The sequence below is a fragment of the Geobacillus sp. CCR genome, from assembly GCF_052906625.1.
On sequence record NZ_JBREBQ010000006.1, the window covers coordinates 50682 to 69306 of the forward strand.

Annotated in this window: 18 protein-coding genes; 4 read left to right on the plus strand and 14 right to left on the minus strand. The window is 54.2% G+C overall.

The genetic code is table 11. The annotated features are described in order from the left end of the window. Positions 1–95 precede the first annotated feature (95 nt). The 5 genes from ACVBDQ_RS04850 to ACVBDQ_RS04870 all read right to left on the minus strand — a co-directional run bounded on the left by ACVBDQ_RS04850 (position 96) and on the right by ACVBDQ_RS04870 (position 6068). Positions 96–1229, minus strand: a complete 1134-nt coding sequence (locus tag ACVBDQ_RS04850) for an acyl-CoA dehydrogenase (protein ID WP_011232861.1) — start codon at positions 1227–1229, stop codon at positions 96–98. A gap of 233 nt (positions 1230–1462) precedes the next feature. Then, positions 1463–2314: a 3-hydroxybutyryl-CoA dehydrogenase gene (locus ACVBDQ_RS04855; protein WP_011232862.1), complete on the minus strand. Its 852-nt coding sequence runs from the start codon at positions 2312–2314 to the stop codon at positions 1463–1465. A gap of 59 nt (positions 2315–2373) precedes the next feature. Further along, positions 2374–2535: a hypothetical protein gene (locus ACVBDQ_RS04860; RefSeq protein WP_446663063.1), complete on the minus strand. Its 162-nt coding sequence runs from the start codon at positions 2533–2535 to the stop codon at positions 2374–2376. Positions 2536–2636: 101 nt separating this feature from the next. Then, complete coding sequence (locus tag ACVBDQ_RS04865) at positions 2637–3815, minus strand: acetyl-CoA C-acetyltransferase (protein ID WP_015376074.1); 1179 nt, start codon at positions 3813–3815, stop codon at positions 2637–2639. A 156-nt stretch (positions 3816–3971) separates the two neighbouring features. Then, positions 3972–6068, minus strand: a complete 2097-nt coding sequence (locus tag ACVBDQ_RS04870; protein ID WP_014196973.1) for a heterodisulfide reductase-related iron-sulfur binding cluster — start codon at positions 6066–6068, stop codon at positions 3972–3974. 336 nt (positions 6069–6404) lie between these two features. Here ACVBDQ_RS04870 and cls point away from each other — a divergent pair, with 336 nt between their 5' ends. Next, positions 6405–7595 carry a cardiolipin synthase gene (gene cls, locus ACVBDQ_RS04875; protein WP_011232866.1) on the plus strand — a complete coding sequence of 397 codons (1191 nt, stop codon included), beginning with the start codon at positions 6405–6407 and terminating at the stop codon, positions 7593–7595. Between the two features lie 129 nt (positions 7596–7724). Here cls and ACVBDQ_RS04880 read toward each other — a convergent pair whose 3' ends face one another. From ACVBDQ_RS04880 to speE, 6 genes are all read right to left on the minus strand, one after another. Beyond that, complete coding sequence (locus tag ACVBDQ_RS04880; RefSeq protein WP_011232867.1) at positions 7725–7892, minus strand: XapX domain-containing protein; 168 nt, start codon at positions 7890–7892, stop codon at positions 7725–7727. A gap of 74 nt (positions 7893–7966) precedes the next feature. Continuing rightward, positions 7967–9640 carry an arginine--tRNA ligase gene (gene argS, locus ACVBDQ_RS04885; RefSeq protein ID WP_011232868.1) on the minus strand — a complete coding sequence of 558 codons (1674 nt, stop codon included), beginning with the start codon at positions 9638–9640 and terminating at the stop codon, positions 7967–7969. A 3-nt stretch (positions 9641–9643) separates the two neighbouring features. Continuing rightward, positions 9644–10075: a DUF1934 domain-containing protein gene (locus tag ACVBDQ_RS04890; RefSeq protein ID WP_011232869.1), complete on the minus strand. Its 432-nt coding sequence runs from the start codon at positions 10073–10075 to the stop codon at positions 9644–9646. Between the two features lie 254 nt (positions 10076–10329). After that, complete coding sequence (locus tag ACVBDQ_RS04895; RefSeq protein ID WP_080729614.1) at positions 10330–10707, minus strand: cytochrome-c oxidase; 378 nt, start codon at positions 10705–10707, stop codon at positions 10330–10332. A gap of 131 nt (positions 10708–10838) precedes the next feature. Next, positions 10839–11714 carry an agmatinase gene (gene speB, locus ACVBDQ_RS04900; RefSeq protein ID WP_014196976.1) on the minus strand — a complete coding sequence of 292 codons (876 nt, stop codon included), beginning with the start codon at positions 11712–11714 and terminating at the stop codon, positions 10839–10841. 13 nt (positions 11715–11727) lie between these two features. After that, on the minus strand, positions 11728–12555 hold the full coding sequence (gene speE / locus ACVBDQ_RS04905) for a polyamine aminopropyltransferase (protein WP_014196977.1): 828 nt from the start codon (positions 12553–12555) through the stop codon (positions 11728–11730). Positions 12556–12811: 256 nt separating this feature from the next. Between speE and ACVBDQ_RS04910 the strand changes: the two genes are divergently transcribed. Next, entirely contained in the window at positions 12812–14857 is a 2046-nt protein-coding gene (locus ACVBDQ_RS04910; protein ID WP_014196978.1) for a transglycosylase domain-containing protein, read from the plus strand. A gap of 131 nt (positions 14858–14988) precedes the next feature. On the opposite strand, the gene ACVBDQ_RS04915 is transcribed toward ACVBDQ_RS04910, so the two are convergent. Both ACVBDQ_RS04915 and ACVBDQ_RS04920 read right to left on the minus strand, forming a co-directional pair. Then, positions 14989–15504: a YwhD family protein gene (locus ACVBDQ_RS04915; RefSeq protein WP_014196979.1), complete on the minus strand. Its 516-nt coding sequence runs from the start codon at positions 15502–15504 to the stop codon at positions 14989–14991. Between the two features lie 19 nt (positions 15505–15523). Further along, on the minus strand, positions 15524–16192 hold the full coding sequence (locus ACVBDQ_RS04920; RefSeq protein WP_014196980.1) for a site-2 protease family protein: 669 nt from the start codon (positions 16190–16192) through the stop codon (positions 15524–15526). 130 nt (positions 16193–16322) lie between these two features. On the opposite strand from ACVBDQ_RS04920, the gene ACVBDQ_RS04925 reads away from it, so the two are divergent. Together ACVBDQ_RS04925 and ACVBDQ_RS04930 are read left to right on the plus strand one after the other, a co-directional pair. Then, complete coding sequence (locus tag ACVBDQ_RS04925) at positions 16323–16511, plus strand: 2-hydroxymuconate tautomerase (RefSeq protein ID WP_014196981.1); 189 nt, start codon at positions 16323–16325, stop codon at positions 16509–16511. Between the two features lie 103 nt (positions 16512–16614). Further along, the gene (locus ACVBDQ_RS04930) at positions 16615–17916 is read left to right on the plus strand and encodes an NCS2 family permease (RefSeq protein WP_021321333.1); all 1302 of its coding nucleotides are present in this window, start codon (positions 16615–16617) and stop codon (positions 17914–17916) included. A gap of 183 nt (positions 17917–18099) precedes the next feature. Here ACVBDQ_RS04930 and ACVBDQ_RS04935 read toward each other — a convergent pair whose 3' ends face one another. Further along, positions 18100–18618 carry a YwgA family protein gene (locus ACVBDQ_RS04935; RefSeq protein ID WP_014196983.1) on the minus strand — a complete coding sequence of 173 codons (519 nt, stop codon included), beginning with the start codon at positions 18616–18618 and terminating at the stop codon, positions 18100–18102. Positions 18619–18625: the final 7 nt, after the last annotated feature.

The window sequence follows — 18625 nt, forward strand, 5'->3', positions numbered from 1 at the left end:
GCCCAGTCGGCAAGCGAACGGCTTGCCGACTACGGCAGAAAAGCTAGGAACAGAGCCTTCTCATCTGGTTTGGATTGGTTCATCAACATGCCTGGTTACAAATGTTTGCTGATGACGATGCGCTGAATTTCGCTCGTTCCTTCGTAAATTTGCGTAATTTTCGCGTCACGGAACAGCCGCTCGACCGGGTAGTCTTTCGTGTAGCCGTTGCCGCCGAAAATTTGCACCGCCTCGATGGCATTGTCCATCGCTGTTTGTGAAGCGAAGAGCTTCGCCATCGACGCCTCTTTTCCGCACGGCAGCCCTTGCGCGCGCAGCCAAGCGGCGCGATAGACGAGCCATTTCGCCGCTTCCGCCGCCGTCGCCATATCGGCAAGCTTGAAAGCGACGCCTTGCTGCTCAATGATCGGTTTGCCAAACTGCACCCGCTCTTTCGCGTAGGCGACGGCATGTTCGACTGCCGCCTCCGCGATGCCGAGCGCTTGGGCGGCGATGCCGATCCGACCGACGTCAAGGTTGGCCATCGCGATTTTAAATCCTTCCCCTTCCTGACCGAGCAAGTTTTCCGCCGGCACTTCGGCGTCTTCAAACGTAATGGTCACCGTCCGCGACCCGTGCAGCCCCATCTTCTTCTCATCTTTGCCAATCGACATCCCTGGCGTCCCTTTTTCCACAATGAACGCGGAAATGCCGCGGCTTCCGGCTTCTTCCGGATTCGTGCGGGCGAAGACGATGTACGTATCTGCCTCCCCGCCGTTGGTGATGAATATTTTTGAGCCGTTTAGCACATAACGATCTCCACGGCGCACCGCTTTCGTCTTCAAGCTTTTCGCATCCGAGCCGGCGCTCGGTTCAGTAAGGCAAAACGCCCCCAAGTACTCACCTCGGGCGAGCTTTGTCACGTATTTTTGTTTCTGTTCTTCGGTGCCGAAATACAAGATCGGATTCGTGCCGACCGACGTGTGCACTGATAAGATGACACCGACGGTCGGGCTCACTTTAGAAATTTCATGAATGGCGATGATGTACGAAACAAAGTCCATACCCGCGCCGCCATATTGCTCCGGGACAGTGATGCCCATTAGGCCGAGTTCGGCCATTTTCGCTAAAATCGGGCGCGGAAACTCCCCTTGTTCCATGCGCTCGACAAATGGGGCGATCTCCGCCGCGGCGAACTCGCGCACCATTTGCCGCATCATTTCCTGCTCTTCGGTGAAGCGAAATTCCATGAAATGGCCTCCTTCCGATGTCGCTGACACAATGGTGTTTTCAGGCGCTCCTCCGCTCCATGGGGCAGCCAGCAGGCAGCTGAACGATTCTATAGATTTGCCTTATAGGCTGTAAAACAGCGTTCCCGCATGCACCTAACGTGCGGCGTTACGGTCGGCAGACAGCATAGCGGGCGCCGCCCCACGCACATTGCGGCACGCTTCGGCGTTGTCCTGGAGCGACGCCAAGCGGTTTATTCATACGTGTAAAATCCGCGGCCCGTCTTGCGGCCGAGCCAGCCGGCTTTCACATATTTGCGCAAGAGCGGGCATGGGCGGTATTTGTCATCGCCGAACCCCTCATGAAGCGTTTCCATAATGTATAAGCACGTATCGAGCCCGATAAAATCAGCGAGCGTCAGCGGACCCATCGGATGGTTCATGCCGAGCTTCATCACTTCATCGATGGCTTCTTTGGTCGCCACCCCTTCGTATAAGGCGTAAATCGCTTCGTTGATCATCGGCATGAGAACGCGGTTCGAAATAAAGCCCGGAAAGTCGTTCACTTCGACCGGCACTTTGCCGAGCTTGCGGGCAACGGCTTCGATCGTTTCATACACGTCATCAGCCGTCGCCAATCCGCGGATAATTTCGACGAGCTTCATCACCGGCACCGGGTTCATAAAGTGCATGCCGATCACTTTCTCTGGCCGTTTCGTCGCGGCGGCAATTTCCGTAATCGGCAGCGACGACGTGTTCGACGCTAAAATCGTCTCCGGGCGGGCGAGCGCATCGAGCTCGGCGAACAGCTTTGTTTTCACGTCCATGTTTTCGACGACCGCTTCAATGACAAGATCCGCTTCAGCGGCGGCATGCAAGTCGGTCGAGCGGGCAAGCCGCGCGAGCGCTGCGTCTTTGTCCACCGCTGTCATTTTCCCTTTTTCCACTTGGCGGGCGAGCCCTTTTTCGATGTTGGCGATTCCTTTGTCCAACTGCGCTTCGCTAATGTCGTACAAAAACACTTGATAGCCGGCGACGGCGCACACTTGAGCGATTCCTGACCCCATCTGTCCGGCGCCGACGACCATGATTGTTTTCACATCCATCTTCTGTTCCCCCTATCGTCCGCTTTGCGTTTCCTTCTCCGCGCCTAAACTCATATGCCTCACTGCCGCCAGCAGCCAACGGCAACCGGTCTTTGCATCGTCATCACAACAACCCCTGCTGTCAACCGTTGATACCGCGGCTGTTGCGGCAATGAGCAACGTGCCGCACGCTGCGGCAGAGACAGCGGCGGCATGCCGCACCATATGGCGCGATGCCTCATGACGCAACGCTTGGGGCAGACGGTCACACGCCGCATCCTATGCCTTGGCGCAACACTGGAAGGCGACGGCGGCATGCCGCTTGCCCGCCGCGCCCCGCTCGTTATACCTCGACCAAGATGGCGTCGCCTTGGCCGCCGCCGCTGCAGATGGCGGCGATGCCGAGGCCGCCGCCGCGGCGTTTCAGCTCATAAATGAGCGTGAGGATGATGCGTGCGCCACTCGCGCCGATCGGGTGGCCGAGGGCGACAGCGCCGCCGTTGACGTTCACTTTTTCCGGGTCAAGGCCGGCGATTTGGATCGCAGCAAGAGCAACAGCGGCAAACGCTTCGTTTATTTCGAACAAGGCAATGTCGTCGACCGTTTTTCCCGTTTTGCGGAGCAGCTCGTTGATGACAAGTCCCGGCGTTTTTGGGAAATCTTTCGCCTCAACGGCGATGGCGGTGTGGGCGACAACAGTCGCGAGCGGCTCAAGCCCCTCGCGGGCGGCGCGCTCCTCGCTCATCAAGACGAGCGCCGCGGCGCCGTCGTTGACGCCCGGGGCGTTGCCGGCAGTGATCGTTCCTTCTGGGTCAAACACCGGCGGCAGTTTCGCCAACGCTTCAAGCGACGTGTCTTTGCGCGGCGCCTCGTCGTGTTCGACGACAAGCGGCTCTCCTTTGCGCTGCGGAATCGTCACCGGAACGATCTCTTCCGCGAGCCGACCGGCTTCGATGGCGGCAATGGCTCGCATATGGCTGCGGTACGCCCACTCATCCTGCGCCTCGCGTGTAATGCCAAGTTCACGCGCTGTATTCCCGCCATAAACGCCCATATGGACGCCGGTAAAACTGCATGTCAAGCCATCATACACCATTAAATCCTTCACCGTGCTGTCGCCCATTCGCAACCCCCAGCGCGCTTTCGGCAGCACGTACGGGGCGTTGCTCATCGATTCCATCCCGCCCGCGACAACGACATCGGCGTCGCCTAAGCGGATGAGCTGATCCGCGAGCGTCACGGCGCGCATGCCCGATGCGCATACTTTATTGACCGTCTCGGTGCGAACATGCCACGGAATGCCGGCATGGCGCATCGCCTGCCGCGATGGGAGCTGTCCTTGTCCGCCTTGCAAGACGGTGCCTAAAATGACATGATCGACTTGTTCCGCGCTCACATCCGCGCGGGCAAGCGCTTCTTTCACGGCAATGCCGCCGAGTTCTGACGCTGACAGCGCTTGCAAAGAACCGCCGAGTTTTCCGAACGGGGTGCGCGCCCCGCTGACAATCACTGTTTTTCCCATATTCCTCTCCCCTTTTCATCGGATAAGAAAGCGATTACAAAACACAGACTGAACGCTCGCTCGGTCGTGGTGCGAAAGAGAAGGTGTACGATCATACACCTTCTCTTTCATTATACTTATTATTTTAAAAAATAGAAATTGTCTTCGCAACTATTTTTACGACGCCGCTTCTTCTTTTTCTTCACCAAATACTGATTTTGCCAAAATCTCGGCGACATCGTACGTAAAGACGCGGTCTTCCACTTCCTTGGCCTTCGTGCCGTCTGACAACATGGTCAGACAGTACGGACAGCCGGAGCTGATGACCGTCGGATTGACAGCGAGCGCTTGCTCGGTGCGGGCGACGTTGATCCGGTTGCCGGTCGTCTCCTCCATCCACATGAGGCCGCCGCCGGCGCCGCAACACATGGCGCGTTCGCGGTTGCGCTCCATTTCGACAAGCTCGACGCCCGGGATAGCGCGCAAAATTTTCCTTGGCGCGTCATAGACGTCATTGTAGCGCCCTAAATAGCACGAGTCATGGAACGTAATGCGTTCATTCACTGGATGTTTCGGCACGAGCCGCCCTTCTTCGATGAGCTTGGCGAGCAGCTCGGTATGATGATACACTTCGGCCTCGAACCCGAAATCCGGGTATTCATTTTTGAACGTATTGTAAGCGTGCGGGTCGATCGTCACGATTTTCTTGACGCCCGCTTTTTCAAATTCCGCGATGTTGTTCGTCGCTAATTCTTGGAACAAAAACTCATTTCCTAACCGGCGCGGCGTATCGCCTGAGTTTTTCTCTTTGTTCCCTAAAATCGCAAACTTGACGCCCGCTTCGTTCAGCAGTTTGGCAAACGCAAGGGCGATTTTTTGGCTCCGGCTGTCATACGACCCCATCGAGCCAACCCAGAACAAGTACTCGATTTCCTCTCCCGCTTTCGCTGCCTCTTTGACGGTCGGCACATGCACATCATCGCGCAGCTCGCGCCAGTTCTCCCGCTCTTTTCGGTTCAAGCCCCACGGATTGCCTTGGCGTTCGATGTTCGTCATCGCCCGCTGCGCGTCCGGGTTCATCCGTCCTTCCGTCAGGACAAGATAGCGGCGCAAGTCGATGATTTTATCGACATGCTCATTCATGACCGGGCATTGGTCCTCACAGTTGCGGCACGTCGTACAGGCCCAAATCTCTTCTTCGGTGATGACATCGCCGATTAAGCTTGGCATTTCGATCGTCGCCGCCTGCTCCGACGCCGCGGCGAACGCGAGCTGATTGCCCCTTGTATGTTTGAAAGCGAACGCGGGCACCCACGGCGTGCGTGACGTGACGACCGCCCCTTTCTCCGTCAAATGGTCGCGCAATTTTAAAATCAAATCCATTGGCGACAACATTTTCCCCGTGCCGGTCGCCGGACACATGCTTGTGCAGCGGCCGCATTCGACACAGGCATACAAGTCGATCAATTGCTTTTGCGTGAAATCCTCAATTTTGCCGACGCCAAACGATTCTTGGCTTTCGTCTTCAAAATGGATCGGCGCAAGCTTCGGCCGCGTCAGCCGGCTGAAAAAGACGTTGATCGGCGCAGCGATCAAATGGGCGTGCTTTGATTGCGGCACGTACACGAGGAACGTGAGCAAAATCAACAGATGCACCCACCAGGCGATAAAGAAGAGCACCGCAGCCCCCGTTTCGCCGACCCAGGAAAACGCGGCAGCAATAAGCGAGGCGACCGGCTCGCTCCATGTCGCTTCTTCGCCGTGCCAAATGATGCTCATCCCGTTGCCGAACAACACCGACAGCATGAGCCCGGCGATGAAGATGAGGACAAGCCCAGCTTTCAAGTCGCGCTTTAAACGGACGAGCTTTTCAATGTAACGGCGGTAAAAGGCGGCGAGCACCGCGATCAAAATAAGCAAGGTAACGATTTCTTGGAAAAACGTAAATCCCGCATACAGCGGCCCAAGCGGCAAATGCGCCCCCGGCGCAAGCCCTTTGATGATGAAATCAATCGCGCCAAATTGGACGAGAATAAAGCCATAGAAAAAGACGACGTGGATCAGTCCGCTTTTTTTGTCCTTGAGCAGCTTTTTCTGGCCGAACACGTTGACCCAGATGTTTCGCAGCCGCTCTTTTACTTTGTGGTCAAACTCGAATTTTTTGCCGAGTTTGATGTACATCGCCCGCGTTTTTACGACATATGCAAACAAGTAAATTGCGTAAGCGGTTACAAGCAAAAACGCGAGCCAGTTCACCACCAACAAGGCATTCATCTTCTCTCCCCTTCCCCCGTTTTTCGAGCGAATGTGTTGCCATAACAAAAGAAATTTTCAGAATTCGCTTTATGTCTATTGTACAAATGAATGAGCATTCAGTCAATAGCCTTTTTTTCATCCCAGCCGCGAAAACTTTCCCTTTGCAACGGAGCGGTCGCGGGGGAATCATCGATTTGTTCAGCCCTCTATAGACTCCCATGACGAAAAAAATTCATCAATATGGAAATTTTATTCATTTGGAGTTTGGGTATGTTCACGGTAGATGCAATTTGAAACGTTTTGCGCGTTCTCGGGCACATTAATAAATACCGAATCGACATAGGAGGAGAAGATATGGTCGTCATTTCCGTCATTGCCATCGTATTGCTGCTCGTTTATCTTGATGACAAGCTTGGACAGTTCATCTTCCGCAATGGGCGCAAAAAAGTCGTCTACCCGGAGCGGAGAAGCGATATTTCCCTCTATATCAACGGCAGGCATTTATTTTCTGATTACTTCGCTGAACTAGGCCGCGCCCGCGATCATATTCACGTCTTGTTTTACATTATAAAAAATGACGAAACGAGCGCGCCATTTTTCCAGATTTTAAAGGAAAAAGCAGCTGCCGGCGTGAAAGTGCGAGTGTTGACCGATTGGATCGGCAGCTTTGGACTGCCGAAAGCGCTCATCCGTTCGCTCGAGGAAAGCGGGGTGGAGTTCGCCTATGCCCGAAAGCCGCGCTTTCCGTTTTTCATTTACCGCCTCAACCGCCGCAACCATCGGAAAATTACGGTCATCGACGGTCGGGTCGGCTACATCGGCGGCTTTAACATCGGCCGTGAATACAACGGAAAAGACGCCAACTTCGGCGAATGGCGCGATTACCACTTAAAAGTGAACGGCGAAGGGGTTCACGACTTGCAAGAACAGTTTTTGCACGACTGGGAAGAAGCAACGGGCCGGACGGTGCCTGACAAACATCGCTACTTCCCGCCGCTTTCGGCCGGCGCCATTCGCCATCAGCTCGTCGCCACCAACGGCGCTGCCCTTGAAGAACAGTTTATCGAGGTCATCCGCCAGGCGAAAAAAGAAATTATGATCGGCAGCCCATACTTCATCCCAAGCCGGCCGCTGTTTAACGAGCTCATGCAAGCGCTTCGGCGCGGGGTGCGTGTGACCGTCCTTGTGCCGCTGAAGGCGGACCATTTATTTGTCAAAGAGGCTGCCTATCCGTACTTTTATCGACTCTTGAAAGCCGGCGCGCGCATTTACCGCTTTTACCAAGGATTTTACCATGCAAAAACGCTCGTCATCGATGAGGAGTGGTGCGACGTCGGCACAGCAAATTTCGATCGGCGCAGCTTGTTTTTAAACAGCGAAATCAACTGCTATGTGTTTGACCGCGCGTTTACCCGCCTCGTCAAACGGGCGATCGAGCGCGATTTGTTGCGCGCCGAGCCGCTGACGGTCGACTTTTGGCAAAAACGTTCGCTTCTTGACCGCGGCAAACAGTCGATTTCCCAGCTCATCTCCGCCTGGCTTTGACCGGTCTGAAGTTCCATTTCCCTCCCAAGCAACAGAAGAAGCAAAAAAACCCGGCCGGCGCTTCCGGCGGCTTGATGCTGCCAAAATTGCGCCAACCGGGTTTTGTTCCCCGTTTGATCATGCAAGTGCTTACTTCCAAAACACCGTGAACCATTGAAACAACCGCATGCCGAGATACACCCCGACGATGCCGACGATGCCGGCCAACGCCGGGGGAGCGGGAATCGGCAACCGAAGCAAGGTGAACAAAAAGCCGACAACGATGCCGGTGATGAGCGATAGTACAACTTCTTTCATTTGTTGATCCTCCACCACTGTTTTTCTTTAGAATGCCCAAACAAAAGAGGGAGCAGTCGCTCCCCCTCGTTCGTTTACATTTGTTCCGGCGCTGAAACGCCAATGAGCGCTAACGCATTTTGCAGCGTAATTTGCACCGCCTTGACAAGCGCGAGGCGGGCTTTTGTTTTTTCGATGTTGTCCAGATCAAGCACTTTTTCCGCGTTATAAAAGCTATGGAGCGCGGAAGCCAAATCGAATGCATAGGCGGTGACGCGATGCGGCATCCGCTTGAGCGCCGCCTCGGCGACGACATCGGGGAAATCGCCGAGCACTTTGAGCAGCTCGATTTCCTTTTCCGTTTCCACAAGATGGTGAAGCGCTAAGTCGCCGTCATAGGAAATGTGTTGTTCCTCCGCTTGGCGAAGAATGCTCGAAACGCGGGCGTGCGCGTATTGGACGTAGTAAACCGGGTTTTCATTCGACTGCGACACGGCCAAGTCCATGTCAAAATCCAAATGCGTATCGCCCGAGCGCATCGCAAAGAAATAGCGGACGGCATCGACGCCGACTTCTTCCATGAGCTCGCGCATCGTCACCGCCTTGCCGGTGCGCTTGCTCATTTTGACGCGCTCACCGTTTTGGTATAGGTTCACCATTTGAATGATTTCCACTTCAAGCGCCTCCGGATCATAACCGAGCGCAGCGATCGCCGCCTTCATGCGCGGAATGTAGCCGTGGTGGTCCGCCCCCCAAATGTTGATGAGCTTTTTGAACCCGCGCCGCAGCTTGTCTTGATGGTAGGCGATGTCCGGAAGCAAGTACGTATATGTGCCGTCCTGCTTAATTAAGACGCGGTCTTTGTCGTCCCCAAACGCCGTCGAACGGAACCATGTCGCCCCGTCCTGCTCGTAAATATAGCCGCGCTCGCGCAAAGTGGAAAGCGCTTCGTCGATTTTTCCGCTTTCATAGAGCGATGTTTCCGAATACCAGACGTCAAACGGCACACGGAAGTCGGCCAAGTCTTTTTTGATTTTTTCAAGCTCATAGCGGAGCCCATAGTCGCGGAAAAAGGCAAGCCTTTCTTCTTCCTCCATTTCGACAAACCGGTCGCCGTACTCTTCGGCAAGCTTTTTGCCGATTTCGACGATATCGTCGCCGTAATAGCCGTCCTCCGGCAACGGCATATCGACACCGAGCGCCTGAAAATAACGGGCTTCGACCGATTTCGCTAAATTGTAAATTTGCTTGCCGGCGTCATTAATATAGTATTCACGCGTCACGTCAAACCCGGCTTTCGCCAAAATGTTGCAAAGCGAATCGCCGACCGCCGCGCCGCGGGCATGACCTAAATGCAGGTCTCCGGTTGGATTGGCCGAGACGAACTCGACTTGCACTTTTTCCCCGTTGCCGACGTTCGATTCGCCATACGCTTGTCCCGCCTGCAAAATCGCCGGCACGACCGCCGTCAAATAGCGGTTGTCCATGTAAAAGTTAATAAACCCTGGCCCGGCGATCTCGATGCGGGCGACCGACATGCGTTCGCGGTCAAGCTGCCCGACGATGGCTTCGGCGATCGCCCGCGGCGGTTTTTTCGCGATGCGGGCGAGCTGCATGGCGATGTTCGTCGAGTAGTCGCCATGCGCCTTGTCGCGCGGCACCTCAAGCAGCACATCCGGCAGCTCGTCGGCCGAAGCCAGCCCTGCTCTTACCGCCGCCTGGCGGATTTCTTCTTTCATCTTTTCCTTGATTTGTCCGACAATGTTCACCGCTTATACCCCCTTAAATGTCAACGTCAACGTATGGCGCCCGCTTCGCTCATCGCCTAGCATCAGTTCATAGGAAAGAAAAAGCCGCCCCTTTTTCCGCTGCTCATCATAGTGAAACTCCATGGAGCTCGTTTTGGCCGCCAGCGCCCATCGTCCGAACGCTGTCCCATAATGGCCCGATGTTTCTTGGCGGCGGCGGAACGTTTGCCGCATCTCGACCGCTCCGGAACGAAGGACGGTCACCTCGTCAGGCGCGATTTTCACAATGTTGTTCACCCGCCCGAGTTCGTTTTCTTCGGCAAACTGCAAATAAACGGTTTCCCCTTTTATGTAATACGTGCCATCCGCCTCAAGCACAACCGTCTCTTGGCGCGGACCGTCGCGAATGACAGCCACTTGGCGGAGGCGCGCCGGGATGCCGTTTGTTTCCTTCATATCGATGAACACACCTTTGCGAACAAACAGTCATAATTTATAGTATAATGAACTGTTTCGCTCCATTCAAGAGGGGACAAACCCGATGGCAGATTTCCGCTCCAGTGGGCAAAAAAAGGGGCTGACCCAAAAGGTTGTTTTTCCTTAAACAAAACACAACATATCGTTTCTTAATGATTGTTTTATACCTACATACGGTAATAAGAAAAGGTGTCCCGATCCTTTTGGGACACCCTCTTTGTTCCATCGGTATTTTATGATGACGCCCGAACATTTTTTAACACGTTAATAGCAAAAAGAATGACACCTATCACGACGAGCACCCCGCCAATCGCTGTCACCGGCACGAACGCTTCGTTGCCGTAAACGACGAAAATGAGACCGATCATCATGACCGGCAGGCCGATATTGTGCAGCCAGAAATGCACTTTCGCCCATTTCGTCGCCGCCGCTTGTGGAAATAAATGATAGATGATGCCAGCAAGCGTCAAGGCCGTCCAGCCAAGCAAGTTGATATGGACATGGACCGGGGTCAGCGCAAACGAATGGGTCATCGACATGCCAAGCCCAATACAGACGCCAATGACAAAGTACACAACGGAAATTTTGATCAGCTTCACGCCCATCTTCATTCCCCCTCTCCTTTTTCTGTAAATATATTACACATTATTACGCTCCGTACGCTCATATTCCTGCATCTTTTGTCCCACCAAAGAAAAAAGCGCCCCCGCACATTGGCGATTTAGGCGCTTTTTCTCATTTTTCACTTCGCCACCCAGCCAAGCAGCATTTCTCTCACAAGCTTGCTCGCCGTATTGGCCGTTTGTTCGGAATGGTCGTAAATCGGTGCGACTTCCACCAAATCGGCGCCAACGACTCGCACGTCGGAGCGGGCGATCTCGTGAATGGCCGAAAGCAGCTCTTTTGACGTAATGCCGCCGGCATCGACCGTCCCAGTGCCTGGGGCATGAGCGGGATCAAGCACATCGATGTCAATCGTCACATACACCGGACGGCCAGCGAGCTTCGGCAACACGGAGCGGAGCGGTTCAAGCACCTCAAACTTGGCGATGTACATGCCGTTTTCTTTCGCCCATTCGAACTCTTCCTTCATGCCGGAGCGGATGCCGAACGAAAAGACATTCGTCGGGCCGATCAGGTCAGCGACCTTGCGGATTGGCGTCGCATGCGACAGCGGCTCGCCTTCGTAATGTTCGCGCAAGTCCGTGTGCGCATCCATATGAATGACGGCCAAATCCGGGTAGTATTCATACACCGCTTTCATGACCGGCCAGGAGACAAGATGCTCGCCGCCAAGGCCGAGCGGAAATTTGCCGGCGTCAAGCACCTTTTTCACGAACTGTTCAATCAGCTCCAAACTGCGGGCCGCATTGCCAAATGGCAGCGGAATGTCCCCAGCGTCAAAGTAGCGGATGTCTTTGAGTTCGCGGTCCAAATATGGGCTGTACTCCTCAAGCCCGATCGACACTTCGCGGATGCGGGCCGGGCCAAACCGCGAGCCAGGCCGGTAGCTGACCGTCCAGTCCATCGGCATCCCGTAAATGACCGCTTCGCTTTCTTCAAAATTCGGATGGCTGCCGATAAACACGTTGCCCGAATAGGCTTCATCAAATCGCATCGCTTGCGCCCCCTTACTTCGTTAAATCCGCGACAAATTTCGGCAAGACAAAACACGCTTTATGCAGCTCTTTCGTGTAATATTTCGTCTCAATGTCATGGAATCGGTCGTCGCTCACGGCGAGTGGATCGTATTTTTTCGAGCCGAGCGTAAACGTCCAGAGCCCGCTCGGATACGTCGGAATGTTCGCCGTATACAAACGGGTGATCGGGAAAATTTCTTTCACATCGCGGTATACGTTGCGAATCAAATCGGCCTTAAACCACGGATTGTCCGTTTGGGCGACGAAAATGCCGTCTTCCTTCAACGCGTTGGCGATGCCGGCGTAAAACCCTTTTGTGAACAAGTTGACCGCTGGGCCGACCGGTTCGGTTGAGTCAACCATAATGACGTCATACTCGTTTTCGCTTTTGGCGATATGCATAAACCCGTCATCGACTTTCACTTCGACGCGCGGATCATCGAGTTTGCCGGCAATCTCCGGCAAGTAGGTTTTCGAGCACTCGATCACTTTGCCGTCAATTTCGACAAGCGTCGCTTTTTTGACGCTTGGGTGCTTCAGCACTTCACGAATGACGCCGCCGTCGCCGCCGCCGACGACAAGCACGTTTTCCGGATTGGGGTGGGTGAACAGCGGCACATGGGCGACCATTTCATGATAGACGAACTCGTCTTTTTGTGTTGTCATGACCATGCCGTCTAGAATGAGCATGTTGCCAAACTCCGCCGTTTCGACCATATCGAGCTTTTGGAACGGCGTCTGTTCTGTATGTAAAGTGCGGATGATGCGTGCGGTGATGCCAAAATGCTCCGTTTGCTTTTCGGTAAACCAAAGTTCCATCGGTAACATCCTTTCTCCGAGCGTTGCTTACTATACAAGTTTTCCTTAGCCAACGAAAAACTAAACATGAAAAAGTATAGAGCAATCTAGCAAAAATGCAAGAGGAACAAGTTTAAAATAAAAAATTTTTTTTCATACTGGTAAGAAAAAGCGGAAAACCTCGCTGGCGAAGCCTTGACAAAAGCAAGGCGGCGCATTCAGCCGGGCGTCCGCCCGCATGTCTAAAACAACGCCAAAACCGTTGAGGTGATGCGCAATGGAACCGATCCCGGGCAGCCGTTTTCGCGGCACGTGGAAATATGTGCGCGCCGCCGTCTTTATCGGCTTTTTTCTCGTCATCTTTGCCTTCGCCGCTCTCGGGAGCTTTGTGTTGTTCGCGAAAATCGAAGGCGCCCCGCCGGTCGCCGTGCCGCAGACGACGATTTTTTATGCCGCTGACGGCAGCAAAATCGGGGAAAGCGACCATGGTCAAAAACGCTATTGGGTTCGGCTCAAAGACATGTCCCCGCACATCATCGAAGCGACGATCGCCGTTGAAGACCGGAAGTTTTACGAACATCACGGGTTTGATTTGAAGCGAATCGCCGCCGCCATCATTGCGAATGTCGAGGCGATGGCAAAAGTCGAAGGGGCGAGCACGATCACCCAGCAGTATGCGCGCAACTTGTTTTTGACGCATGAAAAAACGTGGTCGCGAAAAATCCAGGAAGCGTTGTACACCATCCGGCTTGAAGCCAACTACAGCAAAGATCAAATTTTGGAAGGCTATTTGAATACGATTTACTACGGCCATGGCGCCTACGGGATTGAGGCGGCAGCCCGCTACTATTTCGGCAAGCACGCGAGCGAGCTGACGCTCAGCGAGGCAGCCATGCTCGCCGGCATTCCGAAAGGGCCGTATTACTACTCGCCGTTTGTCAATGAACAGCGTGCGAAAGCGCGGCAAAAAATCGTGCTCACCTCCATGGTGGAAGCCGGCTACATCAGCCGCCAAGAAGCGGAGCAGGCGTACCGCGACAAACTCGTCTACGCCCGGCACCACAAACAAGAGCAGCCGATCGCTCCGTATTTTCAAGATGTCGTCAAACAGCAGTTGCGCACGAAACTCGGCCTGGATGAGCGGACGATCGAGCTTGGGGGGCTGCGCGTCTATACGACGCTGGATCCGCGTCTGCAACGGATTGCCGAAGAGCAAATCCGTCGCATCATCGACCCGCACTCCGCCATTCAAGCGGCGCTTGTGTCGATGGATCCACGCACCGGGGAAGTAAAGGCGCTCGTCGGCGGACGCAACTACGAAGAGAGCCCATTCAACCGGGCCGTGCAGGCGGAACGCCAGCCAGGGTCGACATTTAAGCCGTTTTTGTATTACGCGGCGATCGAGCAAGGATTCACCCCATCGACCCAACTGCGCAGCGAGCTGACGACATTTACGTTTAACGGCGGCCGATCGTCGTACACCCCCCATAATTACAATGACTACTATGCCAACGGCCCGATCACGCTCGCCGAGGCGCTCGCCGTATCCGACAACGTCTTTGCGGTGAAAACGCTCCAGTTCATCGGCGCCGACAAACTCGTCGACACAGCGAAAGCGCTCGGCATCACAAGCAGATTGAAAGCAGTGCCGTCGTTGGCGCTCGGCACCTCGCCCGTGAAAGTGATCGACATGGTGGCCGCGTACAGCACGCTGGCCAACTACGGCAAACAAACCGAACCGGTGTTTATTCAAAAAGTCGTGGATGCAAACGGAAACGTGCTATATGAACATAAGCCGGAGAGCCGGCAAGTGCTCGACCGCGACGCGGCGTTTGTGACGACCCATTTAATGACCGGGATGTTCGACCCGAAGTTAAACGGCTATACAACCGTCACCGGGCAGTCAATCATCGATGACATCACGCGTCCGTACGCCGGCAAGTCGGGAACGACGAAAACGGACAGTTGGATGATCGGGTTCGCCCCGCAACTAGTCGCCGGCGTCTGGACCGGCTACGATCGCGGAGAAACGATGGATCGTCCTGCGGAAAGGCAATATGCCAAACAAATATGGGTTCACTTTATGGAACAAAGCCTCGCTGGCGAACCGAAAAAATCGTTCAAACCGACCAAAGGCGTCATCGGCGTCTACATCGACCCGCAAAACGGCAAGCTGGCCACCGACTCCTGTCCGGTGAAACGAAAAACGTACTATCTCATCGGTACAGAACCGACCGACTATTGCACCGACCATTTGGAAAAGAAAAAGAAGAAAAAAGAAGACAATCAAAGCTGGTTCGAGAAATGGTTCCCATGGTTTTAAACAAGAAAATCCCCTGCGTATGCACGCAGGGGATTTTCTTGTCCTAGTTTTCCTGTGTTATACATGTAGATTTAGTTTATCCTTTTTTTCACACAAGAACAAGCCCTTGCCCATATCTTTTCACAAAACCGTCACATTTCCACTTCCAAATCTTGTTTCAGCTTGTCGCTCGAACGGTTCCACATCCCAATGTCGTGCCCTTTCAAAAAGTCGGCGAGCACCCGTTTTGATTTCGCGTCCATATGATCGACAATAATGTGCCGCTTTAGCGATTTATCAAGCCGATTCACATGTTCCGGCAATAACTTATAGCCGCGGCGCGCCTCACGGTCGATCGTCATTTCGCACGCCGTCACCCCGGCGTAATACGGGCCGTCCTCGCGTCGTTCAATCGTCACCCAGACGATCCAATACGGCTTGCCGTTTGGCACGGCGGAACGGTCGGGCAAAAACTTGATGCCGCGCTCGACGGCGCTGCGCGCATGCATCGCCCCCATATCGACGAACGCTTCGCCCGCTTCGACGTCAATGATGACCGGCGAAACGTTTTCTAAGCTCAACGCCCCGGCGCCAAAGCCGCGGTGCCCGTCGGTCGGATCGTCTTTGATGATATTAAAGCCGATGTTTTTTTTCTTTTTTTGCTCCATTCCGCTTGTTCCTCCTTCCTTACATAAACAAATTGGCGACCAACGACTGCAAGTTTTCCAATACAAACGGCAGCGCCACTTGAAACACCGGCTCAATCGTATAGCGGTCAAGCGGCGTGAGCACAAGGATGAGAAAAATGAGCGCCCCGTAGCTTTCCCATTGCGTCATTTTCGCCCGCAGCCCATCCGGGGCCAAGTCTTCAATAATACGATACCCATCAAGCGGCGGAAACGGCAATAAATTAAACAAAAACAAGACAGCGTTCAAGCTGATAAAAATTTGGAAAAACAGATCAAACCCGGCCGCAAACCAATCTGGCAGCGCCCGCATGAGGCCGAAATCGATCATCGCGTACCAAATGACAAATCCAAGCGCGGCAAGCACGAGGTTGCTCAGCGGTCCGGCAACCGACACGAGAATGCCGGCAAGGCGCGGATTTTTGAAATAAAAGCGATTGACTGGCACCGGGCGCGCCCAGCCAAACCCTGCGAGAAAGATAAGCAGGGTGCCAAGCAAATCCAAATGGGCAAACGGTGATAACGTCAGCCGCCCTTGATTTTTCGCCGTCGGATCGCCGAACTTGTAAGCAACGTAGGCATGGGCGAACTCATGCACGGAAAATGCTAACGCCAGCGTCAAGAGCACGTACGGAATTTCACTTAACGAATACGGCAAAATTCGATCCACTTCATAAACTCCTTTTCCCTATATTCACTATCTTTAGTATACATGATTAGCAGAAAAAAGTGGACTGAACTTCCTCATCCCGTGGTATAATAAGCGCGACAGCACTCGACAATGAAATGGGGGGACAACCGTGCCGTACGTAACGATCAAAATGCTCGCCGGCCGCACGGATGAACAGAAGAAAGCGCTTGTTGAAAAAGTGACGGACGCCGTCGTCGAGACGACAGGGGCGAAACGGGAGAGCGTTGTCGTATTCATTGAAGAAATGACGAAAGACCATTATGCGATCGCCGGAAAACGGCTGAGCGACACAGAGTGACACAAGAGCGGGGGCGCATGAAGTGCTCCCGTTGCATTTTTAGGGAAAAACGAATATTATTTATAATGGTTTCTGACATTGTTCGTTTTTTAGGAGGTGGCCCATGATTCGTTTCGCAGAGAAACAGACTGACCGCAAAACGGAATTTCTCGCTGGCCTGACGACTTTTTTCACCATGGTGTACATCATCGTCGTCAATCCGGTCATCTTATCAGATGCCGGCGTCCCGTTTGAACAGGCGTTCACCGCCACCGTCATCGCGACCGTCGTCGGCACGCTATGGATGGCCATCTTTGCCAACTATCCGATCGCCATCGCGCCCGGCATGGGGCTGAACGCCTATTTCGCCTATTCCGTCGTCGGCTCGCACGGCGGCATTTCGTACGAAACCGCGTTTTCCGCCGTGTTTGTGGCAGGAATGTTGTTTTTGCTGCTGTCGCTCACCCCGCTCCGCAGCAAGCTGATCGAAGTGATCCCCGACAGCTTAAAACACGGCATCACCGCTGGCATCGGGCTGTTTATCGCCTTTATCGGCCTGCGGCTGACCGGAATCATCCAAGCCCATCCGCAAAATTTGGTCGCGCTTGGCGACTTGCATGCCCCGTCGGCCGTGTTGACGCTCATCGGCCTGGCGGTGACGCTCATTCTGATGATGCGCGGCGTCAACGGCGCCCTGTTTTACGGCATGGTCGTCACCGGCATCATCGCCTATGCGACCGGGCAACTTCACTTTGACAAAGGCATCGTCTCGCTGCCGTCGCTGCCAGAAGGGCTGATCATTACCAATCCATTCGCGGCCATCGGGGACGTCATCGGCCATAGTTTGTACGCGGTCGTCTTCTCCTTTTTGCTCGTCACACTCTTTGATACGACCGGCACAATGATCGGCGTCGCCCAGCAAGCCGGACTGATGAAAGGGAACACGCTGCCGCGCGCCCGCGAGGCGCTGTTGGCAGACTCGGTCGCGACGACCATCGGCGCCATGTTTGGCACAAGCCCGACATCAGCGTACATCGAGTCATCAACCGGCGTCGCCGCTGGCGGACGCACCGGCTGGACGGCGCTCGCCGTCGCTGTCCTGTTTGTCATCGCGGCCTTTTTCAGCCCGCTGGTCGGCGCGGTCGCCGGGTTATCGGCCATCACCGCCCCGGCGCTCATCATCGTCGGGAGCTTGATGATCAGCAATATCGCCCATATTTCGTGGCATCAGCTCGACGAGGCGTTCCCGGCCTTTCTCATCATCTTAAGCATGCCGCTCACCTCCAGCATCGCGACCGGCATCGCGCTCGGCTTCATCTCGTACCCGCTCTTAAAAATCGCCCGCGGCCGCTGGCGCGATGTGCCGTTGCTGCTGTACGTGCTGGCGGTGCTGTTCTTTTTGCAGCTGGCGTTTTTGCCGCATTAACCAAAAAGAAGAAGGAGGTGTCCCAAAAGGATCGGGACACCCTCTTTCGTCTCTATATATACGCACTAACCGCTTCTTTCGCACTATATTTTGTGTCTATCCTGAAGACAGACGGCTTTTTGGGTCAGCCCCTTTTCGTCTATGGCCAACTGATGATACGTTGAAGCAGCTTTTTCCGCCCGCCTACACGCGAGTTTTGTTGTGGCATCGGCTGCGCAGCGCCTCAATGTACGCGTACGCCTCCTCGATTTCTTCTTCCGTATAGCGCTGCTTGCTTTTTAACACCGCAATTTTCTCTTTCACTTCGTCTTTCGGCAAATGTTCAAAATAAAGTACGGTGGACACAAGTTCCAAAAAACGGGCATTTTGTTCGTTCATCGCTTGCATGCATTCGGCAAGACCCGGCATGTCCCAGTCATAATGGCGCAAAAACTGTTCGCCCGCTTCGGTCAATGTATAGCGATATTGCATATAACCGCTCTTTTTCTCTTTCACTTCATGCAAAAAGCCGAGCGCGCACAGCTCTTCGATGCGGCATGTCAGCTCTTCCGAATACGGGCCGTAAAAGTGGAAATCGAATTTCTCGTAAAACGGAAAGTCGAGCTTTTTCGCGATGTAGATCATTTTTTGCAGCTTTTTGCGGCCGGCAATTTCCCCGGCGGCCGCCAACGCCTTCATTACTTTCGCATGCTCTGTGAGCACTCTCCGT

Bases quoted from the DNA above. Each gene is read 5' to 3' on its own strand.
- ACVBDQ_RS04860 (WP_446663063.1), bottom strand. From the start codon at position 2,535: ATGAGGCATCGCGCCATATGGTGCGGCATGCCGCCGCTGTCTCTGCCG.
- speB (WP_014196976.1), bottom strand. From the start codon at position 11,714: ATGCGATTTGATGAAGCCTATTCGGGCAACGTGTTTATCGGCAGCCAT.
- ACVBDQ_RS04850 (WP_011232861.1), bottom strand. From the start codon at position 1,229: ATGGAATTTCGCTTCACCGAAGAGCAGGAAATGATGCGGCAAATGGTG.
- ACVBDQ_RS04930 (WP_021321333.1), top strand. From the start codon at position 16,615: ATGATTCGTTTCGCAGAGAAACAGACTGACCGCAAAACGGAATTTCTC.
- speE (WP_014196977.1), bottom strand. From the start codon at position 12,555: ATGGAACTTTGGTTTACCGAAAAGCAAACGGAGCATTTTGGCATCACC.
- ACVBDQ_RS04855 (WP_011232862.1), bottom strand. From the start codon at position 2,314: ATGGATGTGAAAACAATCATGGTCGTCGGCGCCGGACAGATGGGGTCA.
- ACVBDQ_RS04880 (WP_011232867.1), bottom strand. From the start codon at position 7,892: ATGAAAGAAGTTGTACTATCGCTCATCACCGGCATCGTTGTCGGCTTT.
- ACVBDQ_RS04865 (WP_015376074.1), bottom strand. From the start codon at position 3,815: ATGGGAAAAACAGTGATTGTCAGCGGGGCGCGCACCCCGTTCGGAAAA.
- ACVBDQ_RS04890 (WP_011232869.1), bottom strand. From the start codon at position 10,075: ATGAAGGAAACAAACGGCATCCCGGCGCGCCTCCGCCAAGTGGCTGTC.
- cls (WP_011232866.1), top strand. From the start codon at position 6,405: ATGGTCGTCATTTCCGTCATTGCCATCGTATTGCTGCTCGTTTATCTT.
- ACVBDQ_RS04895 (WP_080729614.1), bottom strand. From the start codon at position 10,707: ATGAAGATGGGCGTGAAGCTGATCAAAATTTCCGTTGTGTACTTTGTC.
- ACVBDQ_RS04910 (WP_014196978.1), top strand. From the start codon at position 12,812: ATGGAACCGATCCCGGGCAGCCGTTTTCGCGGCACGTGGAAATATGTG.
- ACVBDQ_RS04870 (WP_014196973.1), bottom strand. From the start codon at position 6,068: ATGAATGCCTTGTTGGTGGTGAACTGGCTCGCGTTTTTGCTTGTAACC.
- ACVBDQ_RS04915 (WP_014196979.1), bottom strand. From the start codon at position 15,504: ATGGAGCAAAAAAAGAAAAAAAACATCGGCTTTAATATCATCAAAGAC.